General features: G+C 70.3%; 13 protein-coding genes. 8 read left to right on the top strand and 5 right to left on the bottom strand.

Features of this window, described 5'->3' with window-relative positions:
• Positions 1 to 1,266 (top strand): translation initiation factor IF-2 (gene infB / locus B2U11_RS15500; RefSeq protein ID WP_292073091.1); only part of this gene is annotated, 1,266 nt, incomplete at its 5' end.
• A gap of 49 nt (positions 1,267 to 1,315) precedes the next feature.
• On the opposite strand, the gene B2U11_RS15495 is transcribed toward infB, so the two are convergent.
• Together B2U11_RS15495 and B2U11_RS15490 are read right to left on the bottom strand one after the other, a co-directional pair.
• Positions 1,316 to 1,771: a MaoC family dehydratase gene (locus B2U11_RS15495; protein WP_292073088.1), complete on the bottom strand. Its 456-nt coding sequence runs from the start codon at positions 1,769 to 1,771 to the stop codon at positions 1,316 to 1,318.
• A 53-nt stretch (positions 1,772 to 1,824) separates the two neighbouring features.
• Positions 1,825 to 2,805, bottom strand: a complete 981-nt coding sequence (locus tag B2U11_RS15490) for a threonine ammonia-lyase (protein WP_292073085.1) — start codon at positions 2,803 to 2,805, stop codon at positions 1,825 to 1,827.
• Between the two features lie 46 nt (positions 2,806 to 2,851).
• Between B2U11_RS15490 and glpK the strand changes: the two genes are divergently transcribed.
• From glpK to B2U11_RS15475, 3 genes are all read left to right on the top strand, one after another.
• The gene (gene glpK / locus B2U11_RS15485; protein ID WP_414632979.1) at positions 2,852 to 4,357 is read left to right on the top strand and encodes a glycerol kinase GlpK; all 1,506 of its coding nucleotides are present in this window, start codon (positions 2,852 to 2,854) and stop codon (positions 4,355 to 4,357) included.
• A 29-nt stretch (positions 4,358 to 4,386) separates the two neighbouring features.
• Positions 4,387 to 5,460 carry a phosphotransferase family protein gene (locus B2U11_RS15480; RefSeq protein WP_292073080.1) on the top strand — a complete coding sequence of 358 codons (1,074 nt, stop codon included), beginning with the start codon at positions 4,387 to 4,389 and terminating at the stop codon, positions 5,458 to 5,460.
• 127 nt (positions 5,461 to 5,587) lie between these two features.
• Positions 5,588 to 6,055, top strand: coding sequence for a hypothetical protein (locus tag B2U11_RS15475; protein ID WP_292073077.1), 468 nt, complete (start codon positions 5,588 to 5,590; stop codon positions 6,053 to 6,055).
• 178 nt (positions 6,056 to 6,233) lie between these two features.
• On the opposite strand, the gene B2U11_RS15470 is transcribed toward B2U11_RS15475, so the two are convergent.
• A complete protein-coding gene (locus tag B2U11_RS15470) occupies positions 6,234 to 6,983 on the bottom strand; it encodes a DUF1223 domain-containing protein (RefSeq protein ID WP_292073073.1) in 750 nt (249 codons plus the stop codon).
• A 67-nt stretch (positions 6,984 to 7,050) separates the two neighbouring features.
• Positions 7,051 to 8,118 (bottom strand): peptide chain release factor 1, encoded by a 1,068-nt coding sequence (prfA, locus tag B2U11_RS15465; protein WP_292073071.1) that lies wholly within the window; start codon positions 8,116 to 8,118, stop codon positions 7,051 to 7,053.
• 186 nt (positions 8,119 to 8,304) lie between these two features.
• Here prfA and B2U11_RS15460 point away from each other — a divergent pair, with 186 nt between their 5' ends.
• Genes B2U11_RS15460 through B2U11_RS15450 form a run of 3 tightly spaced genes read left to right on the top strand, consistent with a single transcriptional unit; the run spans position 8,305 to position 10,136 of the window.
• Positions 8,305 to 8,898 carry a response regulator gene (locus tag B2U11_RS15460; protein WP_292073069.1) on the top strand — a complete coding sequence of 198 codons (594 nt, stop codon included), beginning with the start codon at positions 8,305 to 8,307 and terminating at the stop codon, positions 8,896 to 8,898.
• A gap of 58 nt (positions 8,899 to 8,956) precedes the next feature.
• Positions 8,957 to 9,397: an RrF2 family transcriptional regulator gene (locus B2U11_RS15455; protein WP_292073067.1), complete on the top strand. Its 441-nt coding sequence runs from the start codon at positions 8,957 to 8,959 to the stop codon at positions 9,395 to 9,397.
• Between the two features lie 34 nt (positions 9,398 to 9,431).
• Positions 9,432 to 10,136, top strand: coding sequence for a sulfite exporter TauE/SafE family protein (locus tag B2U11_RS15450; protein ID WP_292073065.1), 705 nt, complete (start codon positions 9,432 to 9,434; stop codon positions 10,134 to 10,136).
• A 248-nt stretch (positions 10,137 to 10,384) separates the two neighbouring features.
• On the opposite strand, the gene B2U11_RS15445 is transcribed toward B2U11_RS15450, so the two are convergent.
• Entirely contained in the window at positions 10,385 to 10,903 is a 519-nt protein-coding gene (locus B2U11_RS15445) for a hypothetical protein (protein ID WP_292073063.1), read from the bottom strand.
• Positions 10,904 to 11,028: 125 nt separating this feature from the next.
• Here B2U11_RS15445 and B2U11_RS15440 point away from each other — a divergent pair, with 125 nt between their 5' ends.
• Positions 11,029 to 11,292, top strand: coding sequence for a hypothetical protein (locus B2U11_RS15440; protein ID WP_292073061.1), 264 nt, complete (start codon positions 11,029 to 11,031; stop codon positions 11,290 to 11,292).
• The last annotated feature ends 19 nt before the right edge of the window (positions 11,293 to 11,311 follow it).

The raw sequence follows: 11,311 nt of genomic DNA, 5'->3' as shown, positions 1-11,311 counted from the left end.
GCCGACGACGGCGTCATGCCCCAGACGATCGAGGCCATCCAGCACGCCAAGGCGGCCGGCGCCCCGATCATCGTGGCGGTCAACAAGGTCGACAAGCCCGACGCCAATCCGCAGAAGGTCGTCAACGAACTGCTGCAGTATGAAGTCATCGCCGAAAGCCTGGGCGGCGACACGCAGATCATCGAGGTCTCGGCCAAGAACCGCACCAACCTCGACGGCCTGCTGGAAGCCATCCTGATCCAGGCCGAGGTCATGGACCTGCGCGCCAACCCCGACCGTTCGGCAGAGGGCGTGGTCATCGAGGCCAAGCTGGACAAGGGCCGCGGCCCGGTCGGCACCGTCCTGGTCAAGCGCGGCACGCTGAAGCGCGGCGACATCGTCGTGGCCGGCGGCGCCTGGGGCAAGGTTCGCGCCCTGCTGAACGAGCGCAACGAGCAGCTGACCGAGGCCGGCCCGTCCGTCCCGGTCGAGATCCTGGGCCTGGACGAGGCGCCGTCCCCCGGCGAGGTCTTCGCCGTGGTGGATTCCGAAGGTCGCGCCCGCGAGCTGACCGAATACCGTCAGCGGGTGAAGCGCGAGAAGGCCCAGGTGTCGGGCGGCTCGGTGTCGCTGGTCGACATGATGGCCAAGCTGGGCTCCAAGAAGATCAGCGAGCTGCCGGTCGTCATCAAGTCCGACGTCCAGGGCTCGGGCGAGGCCATCGCCGCCTCGCTGGAAAAGATGGGCAACGACGAGGTCCGCGCCCGCATCGTCTTCTCGGGCGCCGGCGGCATCACCGAGAGCGACGTCAACCTGGCCAAGTCGGCCGGCGCGCCGATCCTGGGCTTCAACGTCCGCGCCTCGAAACAGGCGCGCGACCTGGCCGAGCGCGAGGGCGTGGAGATCCGTTACTACGCGATCATCTACGACCTGCTGGACGACATGAAGGGCGTGCTGTCGGGGATGCTGGCGCCGCTGCAGCGCGAGACCTTCCTGGGCAACGCCCAGGTGCTGCAGGTGTTCGACATCTCCAAGGTCGGCAAGATCGCCGGCTGCCGCGTCACCGAGGGCGTGGTCAGGAAAGGCGCGCGCGTCCGCATCATCCGCGACGACGTGGTGGTGCTGGAACTGGGCGTGCTCAACACGCTCAAGCGCTTCAAGGACGAGGTCAACGAAGTGCCTTCGGGTCAGGAATGCGGCATGCAGTTCGCCGGCTTCCAGGACATCAAGGAAGGCGACTACATCGAGTGCTTCACGGTCGAAGAGATCAAGCGCACGCTGGACTAAAGGCAAAGGCCCGGAACGCAGGTTCCGGGCCTTTTTCCTGTCGGCCGCCTCAGGCGCCGACCATCTGCATCCCCAGCCATTCGGCGATCAGGGCGGGCTTGTCGCCGCCCTTGATCTCGACCGTCAGCTCATGCTTCAGCAGCCACCGGCCGCCGCCCTTGTCCTCGGCGGACAACAGCCTGAACCGCCCCCGCACCTTCGACCCGGCGGGAACCGGCGCCAGGAAGCGCAGCCTGTCGAAGCCGTAGTTGACGCCCATCACCACCCCGTCCAGCGGCGCGACGGCGTCATAGCTCATGGCCGAGGCCAGGCTCAGCGTCAGGAAACCGTGGGCGATCGTCCCGCCGAACGGCGTGGCCTTGGCCGCCTCGGGATCGACGTGGATGAACTGGTGATCCTCGGTGCAGTCGGCGAAGGCGTCGATCCGCGCCTGTGTGATCTCGAACCATTTCGAGACCCCGACATCCTGGCCGATCAGGCCCTGCAGCTCGCTGGTCTTCGGCATCCTGTCCTCCCGCTGTTTTCGCCACCTTCCCCGAACCGGGGCGCGAAGGGAAGTCAGGCCTTGAACCGTCCCTCGACGATCGCCGCGAACAGGCCCGGATCGACATTGCCGCCCGACAAGACGATGGCGGTCGTGCGGCCCCGCGTCTCGATCCTGCCAGCCAGCAGGGCGGCCAGCGACACCGCCCCGCCCGGCTCGACCACCAGCTTCAGATGCCGGAAGGCGAAGGCGACGGCCTCGGCGACCTCGGCGTCGGACACGGTGATCGCCCCGGCGCAGCGACGGTTGATCGGAAAGGTCAGTTCGCCCGGCATGGGCGCCATCAGGGCGTCGCAGATCGAGGGCGTCCCCTGCGGATGGCCGACGCGCTCTCCCGCCGCCAGAGAACGGGCGGTGTCGTCGAACGCCTCGGGCTCGACCACGAAAACGTCCGTCTGCGGACTACGCTCGGCCATGACGAGGTTGATCCCCGCCATCAGCCCGCCGCCCGAGGCGCCGCACAACAGCTGGTCGATAGCCGTATCGGCCTGGTCCAGCAGTTCCAGCGCCGTCGTCCCCTGCCCCTCGATGATGAAGGGATCGTCGAACGGCGGGACCAGAACCGATCCGCGCTCGGCCGCGATCTCGGCGCCGATGGCCTCGCGGCTCTCCTTCCAGCGGTCGTAGAAGCGCACCTCGCCGCCGAAGCCGCGAACCCCCTCCACCTTCACCGCGGGCGAGTCCGACGGCATGACGATGATCGCCGGCGTCCCGACCAGTTTCGCCGCCGCCGCCACGCCTTGCGCGTGATTGCCCGACGAGAAGGCCACCACGCCGCGCGTCTTCTCCGCCTCGCTCAGCCGGCTGATGCGGTTGTAGGCGCCGCGAAACTTGAAGGCGCCCGCGCATTGCAGGGTCTCGGCCTTCATCAGCACGCGGCCGCCCACACGCTCGTTCAGGGCGGGACTTTCGATCAGCGGGGTGCGGACGACGACGTCCTCGATCCGGCGGGCGGCGTCCAACACGCCTTCATAGCTGGGCAGGCGGTTCGTCATGTGCTCCCCTTAGCTCAAAGCCTATCGGGAGAGAAACGACTTGAGCCTGATCCTCGCCATCGACCAGGGCACCACCTCCAGCCGCGCCATCGCGTTCGAGGTTCGAAACGGGGACCTGCATCCTTCGTCCGTCAGCCAGATCGAGCTGGCGCAGCATTTCCCCCGCTCCGGCTGGGTCGAGCACGACGCCGCCGAAATCTGGACGGCGACGCTGCAGACCTGTCGCGAGGTCGTGCGCCAGGCGGGCGGGATCGGCCGGTTCGCCGCCATCGGCATCACCAACCAGCGCGAGACGGCGGTGATCTGGGACGCCGCGACCGGCGAGCCGCTGCACCGGGCCATCGTCTGGCAGGACCGTCGCACCGCCGACGTCACCGCCCGGCTGGCGGCGGCGGGCCACGAGGCGGCGGTGCAGGCGGCGACCGGCCTGATCCTCGACCCCTATTTCTCGGCCGCCAAGTTCGCCTGGCTGCTGGACGCCGTGCCGGGCGCGCCCGAGCGGGCAGCGCGCGGCGAGGTGAAGCTGGGCACCATCGACGCCTGGCTGATCTGGAAGCTGACCGGCGGCCGGGTCCATGCGACGGACGCGACCAACGCCGCCCGCACCAGCCTGATGGACCTGAAGACCCTGGAATGGCGCGAGGATCTTTGCGCCCTGTTCGACGTGCCGATCCAGGCCCTGCCCCGCATCGTCGGCTGCGCCGAGGTGATCGCCGAGAGCGAGCCGTCGCTGTTCGGCCGCGCCCTGCCCCTCGCCGGATCGGCCGGCGACCAGCAGGCGGCCCTGGTCGGGCATGGAGCGTTGAACCCCGGCGACGCCAAGATCACCTATGGCACCGGCGCCTTCCTGGTCGCCAATGTCGGGGCCGAACCCGTCGTCTCGACCCGGCGCCTGCTGGGCACCCTGGGCTTTGCGACGACAACGGCGACGGCGGGCCGCACCGCCTATGCGCTGGAAGGGTCGATCTTCTCGGCCGGGTCGGCGATCCAGTGGCTGCGCGACGGGGCCAGGATGATCTCGGAATCGCGCCAGTCCGAGGCGATGGCGCAGGGGTTGCCCGACAACGGCGGCGTCTATCTGGTTCCCGGCTTCACCGGCCTGGGCGCGCCGTGGTGGGAGCCCGACGCGCGCGGAACCGTGGTCGGCCTGACCCGCGATTCCGGCCCGGCCCATTTCGTCCGCGCCGCGCTGGAGGCCCTGGCCTATCAGACCTGCGACCTGCTGGACGCCCTGGCCGACGACGGCGCCCCGCCGCTGACGACGCTGAAGGTCGATGGCGGCGTCACCGCCAACAGCTTCGCCATGCAGTTCGTCGCCGACATCTGCCAGGTGGCGGTCGAACGTCCCGCCTTCCAGGAGATGACGGCCCTGGGCGCGGCGCGCCTGGCCGCCTTCGGCGTGGGCCTGATCGACGACCTGGAGCATCGCCCGGCCGAGGCCCCGGCCGTCTGGACCCCGCGGATGGAGGCAGGCGAGCGCGAGCGGCTGCTTTCCGGCTGGCGTCGCGCGGTGAAGGCGGCCATCATCGCCGCGCCCGAACGCGCGTCCTGAAGAACGCCGACGGACCAAGGGGAGACAGGATGACCGACGCCGCCATGGACCCGCAGGACGCCTTCTCCGGCACGCGCGAGGTCGATCCCCGCTACCGGCTGGACGAGGCGGCGCTGGACGCCTGGATGAAGGAGAACGTGGCGGGCTACGCCGGTCCCCTGACGCTGCGCCAGTTCAAGGGCGGCCAGTCGAACCCGACCTATGAGCTGACCACCCCCGGCCGCGCCTATGTGCTGCGCCGCAAGCCGCCGGGCGTGCTGCTGCCCAGCGCCCACGCCGTGGACCGGGAGTTCACCGTCATCTCGGCCCTGGACGCCCAGGGTTTCCCGGTCGCCCGCCCCTATGCTCTGTGTACGGACGATGCCGTCATCGGCTCGATGTTCTATGTCATGGACAAGGTCGAGGGACGGGTCTTCTGGGATTTGAAACTGCCCGGCCTGGCCCCGGCCGAGCGCCGCGCCATCTACGAGGCCCAGACCGATACGCTGGCGCGGCTGCACGCCTTCGACCCCGCCGCCATCGGCCTGGGCGACTACGGCAAGGCCGGCAACTATTTCGCCCGCCAGGTGGGCCGCTGGACCAAACAGTACCGCGCCTCCGAGATCGACCCGATCCCGGCGATGGACCGTCTGATCGCCTTCCTGCCCGACAGCCTGCCGCCCGAGGGGCCCAGCCGCATCGTCCACGGCGACTTCCGCCTCGACAACATGATCCTGGCGCCCGACGCCGCCCAGGTGCGCGCCGTGCTGGACTGGGAGCTGTCGACCCTGGGCGACCCGATGGCGGACTTCTCCTATCTGCTGATCGCCTGGGCCATTCCCGCCAGCCTGAGGAACGGCCTGGCCGGCGCGGACCTTCAGGCCCTGGGCATCCCTTCGGTGGAGGAGACGGTCGACCGCTACGCCGCCGCAACCGGCCTGCGCCCGGCGAACCTGGACTGGCTCTACGCCTACAACCTGTTCCGCCTGGCGGCCATCTGCCAGGGCATCGCCGGCCGCGTCCGCGACGGCACCGCCGCCAGCGCCCACGCCAGGACCATGGCCGCCCAGGTCGGCCCCCTCAGCGACGCCGCCTGGGGGTTCGCCCGGAAGGCGGGGGCCTGACCCATTAGGATGGCGAACAGCGCCCAGCCATCCCAATTTCTTCAGCAAGACACCGTCTTTTCAATACTTTGGATCTTGCGTTCGGCGTTCGGCGCGCCTGGGTCGTCGGGGCGACGATAATGCCGTCATGACCCAGACCCTTGCCGAACCCCGCTCCCGCCGCTCCGCCGAGACCTGGGCCGCCGCCCGCGCCGACTATCTGTCGGGCGCCGCCGCCGCCCAGGTGTGTGAACGGCATGGCCTCAGCCTGTCCACCTTCCGTTGGCGCGCCCGCACGGAGGGCTGGCGCCGCGCCGACCATCTGGTCGGTTCGCCCTTCGTGCCCCTGGACGACGAAGAGTTGGACCTGATCGACCAGGGCCTGCCTTTGAACGCCGCCGACATGGCCCGCCTGGCCTGGTCGAACGCGGCGCGCGCGATGCGCGAGGGGCGCTTGATCGAGACCCGCGGCTGGACCCGGCTTCACGAGGACCTGACCCGCATCGCCGCCGACGACGATCATCGTCGCCGCCTCCACCAGCGCTGGAGCCAGGACCCCGAAAAGGTCGTCAACCTCCCGACCGCGCCGCCGCTGCGTCCGGTGGAGGAGGACTGAATTGCACCTTATTGCACCTTGCACCCTTTTCGCCGGTGCAGTGCAATCCGCGCCCCTGCCGACTTGGGCCGCCGCCCCAAGCCTGTGGGCGTGACGGCAGCCCCGGTTTGCGGGTTCCTCACCAAGCCCCGGCCGCTTTCAGGGACGAAGACGTCCGAACCCTGAAAGTCGATGCAACCTAGTCCTTCACCGCCGCCCCGATGATGCGACGGTCGGTCTTGGCCTGGATCAGCACGGCCACGGCGTCGCCGTTCGGCGTCTCGGGCAGGGCGTAGAGCGTGGGACGGCCGCGCCATTCGCCCAGGCGCGTGACCTCGCGCACCACATTGACGTGGCGCACGGTGCGGCCGCGGTTCTCGCCCTCGCGCACCTCCACGGTCTGGACGCCGGGGGTATAGGTCACGGCCAGGACCTCGGCGCCGCCCGCCGGCGCGCGGCCCGAGCCGACGCCGACGCGGTCCCCGGTGGCGCGGAACTCGATCTCGGGCGGCCAGACCTGGCGCGCCGCCTCCTGGACGATGGCGGCCTCCAGCTCCAGCCCGCGCGCGCCCGACACCTGACGGCGGCCGTCGATGACCACCTGGGGCGTGGACACCCCGCGCTGATGCAGGGCGGCGCGATAGGCGCGCTGGCGCTCGCCGAAGGCCGGCTGGGCGAAGGTGTCGGGCCAGCCCAGATAGTCCCAGTAGTCGACGCCATAGGTCAGGGCGATCACCCCCGGTCCGGCGGCCGCCCGTTCGACCGTCGCATTGGCGTCGACGCAGCCGCCGCAGCCCTGGGCGGTGAACAGCTCCACGACCACCGGCGCGGCGCCGCGCAGCACGGCGCGCGGCCGTTCGGGACGCGCGCCCGCCGGCTGCGCCGCCGATCCGACCGTCAGCAAGGCGCAGGCCGCCGCCGTCGTTATGACCCCTGCCCGAAACTTCATGCCGACAGTCCTAGCCCTCCGTCGCCATCGCCGTCGCTCATTTTCGCGTGAGCGGCCGATCGTCGCCTCAGGCGAACTCCGCCTCCAGGTCCGCCAGGCGCGCGGCCTGGTCCTCGGCGATCAGGGCGTTCAGCACCGGGTCCAGATCGCCCTCCAGGATCTGCGGCAGGCTGTGCAGCGTCAGACCGATGCGGTGATCGGTCACGCGTCCCTGCGGGAAGTTGTAGGTGCGGATGCGCTCGGAGCGGTCGCCCGACCCGACCTGGGACTTGCGCGCGTCGGACCGCGCCGCGTCCTTGGCCTGGCGCTGCATGTCGTACAGCCGCACCCGCAGGTTCTTCATCGCCTTGTCGCGGTTCACGTGCTGCGACTTCTCCGAGCTGGTCGCCACGATGCCGGTGGGCAGGTGGGTGATCCGCACCGCCGAGTCGGTCTTGTTGACGTGCTGGCCGCCCGAGCCGGAGGCCCGGAAGGTGTCGATGCGGATGTCCTTGTCCAGGATCTCGATCTCGACGTCCTCCACCTCGGGCAGGACGGCGACCGTGGCGGCCGAGGTGTGGATGCGTCCGCCCGCCTCGGTCACGGGCACCCGCTGCACCCGGTGCACGCCGCTTTCGAACTTCAGCCGGCCGAACACGCCCTCGCCGGTGACGGTGGCGACGATCTCCTTGTAGCCGCCGGCCTCGCCCTCGGTGGCGCTGTCGACCTCGACCCGCCAGCCCCGATCCTGGGCGTAGCGCGAATACATGCGGAACAGGTCGCCGGCGAACAGGGCGGCCTCGTCCCCGCCCGTGCCGGCGCGCACCTCCAGCACGGCCGAGGCGTTCTCGTCGGCGTCGCGCGGCGCCAGCAGCAGGGCCACCCGCCGCTCCAGTTCGGGCAGCCGGTCGCTCAGGGCGCGCAGCTCCTCCTCGGCCATCGCCGCCATTTCCGGGTCGCCGGTCATGGCCTTGAGGTCGTCCGCCTCGGCCCGCGCGCGCGCCAGGCCCTGTACCGCGTCGGCGACCGGCTTCAGCTCGGCGTGTTCCTTGGACAGGCGCACGATCTCGACCCCGTCGGTCGCCGCGCCCATCCGCGCCTCCACCTCGTGGAAACGGTCGAGCACCTGATCGAGACGGGCCTGGGGCAGACGCAAGGGACGAAAGAACCTGAGCGTGGGAAAGGGAGGCGTCCATACCGCGCCGGACCGCGCCCTGTCGATGACCGGCGGCGATCAAGCCCGGCGCCGCCATTGTGATCGGGGATAACGAAGCCGTCAGCCGCGCTTCCGTCCGTCCGTTCGATGACCTAGCTGAGCCTGAGTTCATTTTCGGGGGCCGCCATGGTCGATCATTCCGCTTCGACGCCTGTCGAGCGTCTGTGCCGCCTCTACGACGACCGCATGACCGAAACCGGCGGCGACCTGTCGCCGGAGGACCTGAGGGAGCTGAAGGCCATGGCCGCCATCTATGACCTGGACACCGACCGCAGCCCGGCCGAGGTCTGGCGCGACGTTCGCGCCGTCGTCACCCGTCAGGCGCCGCGTGCGGAGGGCGACGCTCCCGCCGCCGCGGGCGACCCGCTGACGGTGATGGTGGTGGAGGACGACGCCGAGGCCGCCGCCGACCTGACCGAACTGTTGACCGAGGCGGGGCACCGCGTGGTCGGCCCCTTCCACAACGCCGCCGCGGCCGAGGCGGCGGCCGCCCTTCACCCGGTCGACATCGCCCTGCTGGACCTGAACCTGTCCGACGGCGCGACCGGCGTTGACCTGGCCTCCGACCTGACCGGCCGCTGGGACGTGCAGGTGGTCTTCATCTCGGGCGACGTGACCCTGGCCGCCCGGCACGCCGACCGGGCCGAGGCCCTGGTGCTTAAACCCTATACCGGCGCCCAGATCCTGGAAGCGGTGACGCGGTTGGGCGCCCCGGCCTGAGGCTGGGCGCGGCCAGGCGGGGCCTTGCGCCAGGGCGCGGCGCGCGCGATCACGGGCCATGCTGTCCAACCGGTCCCGCTACGCCCTGCGCGCCATGATCCACTTGGCCGGCCTGCCCGGCGGCGGCTCCGCGACCATCGCCGAGATCGCCGAGGGCGCAAGTGCGCCGCGGAAGTTCCTGGAGGCCATCCTGCTGGACCTGCGCCGGCGCCGCCTGCTGGTCTCGCGGCGGGGCCGAACCGGCGGCTACGCCCTCGCCGCGCCGGCCGACGCCATCACCTTCGCCGACGTGATCCGCGCGCTGGAGGGGCCGCTGGCGCTGGCGCCGTGCGCCTCTCGGACCGCGCCCGGCCCGTGCGAGACCTGCCCGGACGAACGGACTTGCCCGCTGCGCCCGGTGCTGAGCGAGGGTCGCGACGCCCTGGCGGCCGTGTTCGAGACGCGAACCCTTCTGCAGGCGGCAGCCAATTCTTCTCCTATTGACCCGGTAGGAAATTAGACCGCACCTTCGCCCCATCCTCCTGGAGGCGTCCATGCAAGACTTTCTGCTGTTCCTGCTCGTCGGTTTCCTGGCCCAGATCGTCGACGGCGCCCTGGGCATGGCCTACGGCGTCATCTCTTCGACCGTCCTGCTGTCGTTCGGCGTGCCGCCCGCCACAGCCTCGGCCAGCGTCCACGCCGCTGAGGTCTTCACCACCGCCGCCTCGGCCGGATCGCACGCGGCCAACCGCAATGTGAATTGGAAGCTCTTCGCCCCACTGGCGCTGGGCGGCGTGGTTGGCGGGGGCCTGGGCGCCTTCGTCCTGACCAGCGTGGACGGCGACGCGCTTAAGCCCTGGATCACCGCCTATCTGTCGATCATGGGCCTGGTCATCATCTGGCGCGCCACCAAGAAGACGCGAGAGCGCGTCTTTCCGATCAAGTTCTCGGCCCCGCTGGGACTGGTGGGCGGCTTCTTCGACGCCATCGGCGGCGGCGGATGGGGCCCTACCGTGACCACCACCATGGTCGGCACGGGCCAGGATCCGCGGGTGTCGATTGGCACCACCAATACGGCGGAGTTCTTCGTCACCTCGGCCATTTCGGCCACCTTCCTGGCCGCGCTGCTTACCGGCCACTGGGACCAGGCGGAAGGGTTCGCCTCTCACGCCATGGTCATCCTGGGGCTGATCCTGGGCGGTTTGGCCGCCGCCCCCTGGCCGGCCTCATCGCCCGCGTCGCCCCTCGCCCGGCCCTGACCTATGGCGTCGGCGTCGTGGTCCTGGTCTCGGCCGGCTATCAGGCGCTGCGGCTGTTCGGCGTATTGTAAGGCGCGTCGGCTGATATCTATGCGCCTAGCAGGAGCTCACTTTCCATCCCCCCGAGGGAGGTGACGAGTCTGCTGAATTCCTAAACGCAGCCGGCGCTTGAGCGGACCCGGTGGATGATCGCCTTGGGCGCGTGGTGCCGGTCGTAGACAAAAATCTCAGCCCTGGTAAGGCGGAACCTAGGGCTGGGGCGCGGCGCAGGCGGCGCGGACGCCCGACTGACAGGCTTTGACCTGTTCCATCCAGGCGGCGTAGTCGCGGTCGTACCTATCCTGGGCGGCGCGGGCCGCCTCGGCCTCCGCATGAGCCCGCTCTTCGGTCTGGCGCACCTCGATCTGATAGCGGGCCAGGGCGGCGTCGCGCGCCAGGCGATCCGCCTCTTCCTGTTTGGCGGCCAGCTCGTTCTGGGCCACGATCTCGGCGTTCAGCGCGCGGGTGGCGGCCAGTTCGGCCTCGGTCTGCTGACTGTCGGGCGCCCTGTGATAGGCCTCGCCGCGCGCGCGCAACAGGGCGTCGCGCGCGGCCGGATCGTGGGCGTCGGGCAAGGCGCGCTGGTCGCGATAGCCGTCAGGCGCGCGATAGGCGGTGGAGGCGGTGGGCGCGGGCGTCCTGGCCTGCGTCCCCTCCTGGGCCTGGACGGCGCCGGCGACGCCCACAATGGCGGCCAGGGTCAGACTCAGGGCTACTGACGTCTTCATCGCTTCATTCTCCCGAAGGGCGGCGGACTGGAACACTCAAGCTTGAAATGCGCAAGGTCGGAAAAGGTTGGCCAAGCCCCGATGTTCGGGCATGGTCGCGCCTTCCTCCAGCCGCCGTCGCAGCCATGATCCTGAGCACCTCGTCCGGAGATTTCCCGATCCCGCCCTCGGTGGCGCGCCGCCTGCCCAATGTGCCGGCCCTGCCCGACATGTCGGCGCCGAACGCGCGGATCCAGCTGGCGGATTTCCGCGACTGGCTGGATTCCTCGCCCGAACACGCGATCGACTACGAGCGCCTGCGCCGCTGGCATCTTGTTCAGGAAGAGTTGGCCGCGCGCGCCCGGGCCGAGAACCGCGACTTCGTCGTCAGCGAGGATGGACTGGAATAGGCCTAGGGTCCGGACTCAT

The organism is Brevundimonas sp. UBA7534 (genome assembly GCF_002479325.1).
In the GTDB taxonomy this organism is placed as follows: domain Bacteria; phylum Pseudomonadota; class Alphaproteobacteria; order Caulobacterales; family Caulobacteraceae; genus Brevundimonas.
The sequence above is the reverse complement of the archived record's forward strand: the minus strand, read 5'-3'. Positions and strand labels throughout refer to the sequence as shown.

Excerpts from the sequence above, each read along its gene's own strand:
- B2U11_RS15495 (WP_292073088.1), bottom strand. The coding sequence starts at position 1,771 with ATGCCGAAGACCAGCGAGCTGCAGGGCCTGATCGGCCAGGATGTCGGG.
- B2U11_RS15490 (WP_292073085.1), bottom strand. The coding sequence starts at position 2,805 with ATGACGAACCGCCTGCCCAGCTATGAAGGCGTGTTGGACGCCGCCCGC.
- B2U11_RS15480 (WP_292073080.1), top strand. The coding sequence starts at position 4,387 with ATGACCGACGCCGCCATGGACCCGCAGGACGCCTTCTCCGGCACGCGC.
- B2U11_RS15475 (WP_292073077.1), top strand. The coding sequence starts at position 5,588 with ATGACCCAGACCCTTGCCGAACCCCGCTCCCGCCGCTCCGCCGAGACC.
- B2U11_RS15470 (WP_292073073.1), bottom strand. The coding sequence starts at position 6,983 with ATGAAGTTTCGGGCAGGGGTCATAACGACGGCGGCGGCCTGCGCCTTG.
- B2U11_RS15460 (WP_292073069.1), top strand. The coding sequence starts at position 8,305 with ATGGTCGATCATTCCGCTTCGACGCCTGTCGAGCGTCTGTGCCGCCTC.
- B2U11_RS15455 (WP_292073067.1), top strand. The coding sequence starts at position 8,957 with ATGCTGTCCAACCGGTCCCGCTACGCCCTGCGCGCCATGATCCACTTG.
- B2U11_RS15450 (WP_292073065.1), top strand. The coding sequence starts at position 9,432 with ATGCAAGACTTTCTGCTGTTCCTGCTCGTCGGTTTCCTGGCCCAGATC.
- B2U11_RS15445 (WP_292073063.1), bottom strand. The coding sequence starts at position 10,903 with ATGAAGACGTCAGTAGCCCTGAGTCTGACCCTGGCCGCCATTGTGGGC.
- B2U11_RS15440 (WP_292073061.1), top strand. The coding sequence starts at position 11,029 with ATGATCCTGAGCACCTCGTCCGGAGATTTCCCGATCCCGCCCTCGGTG.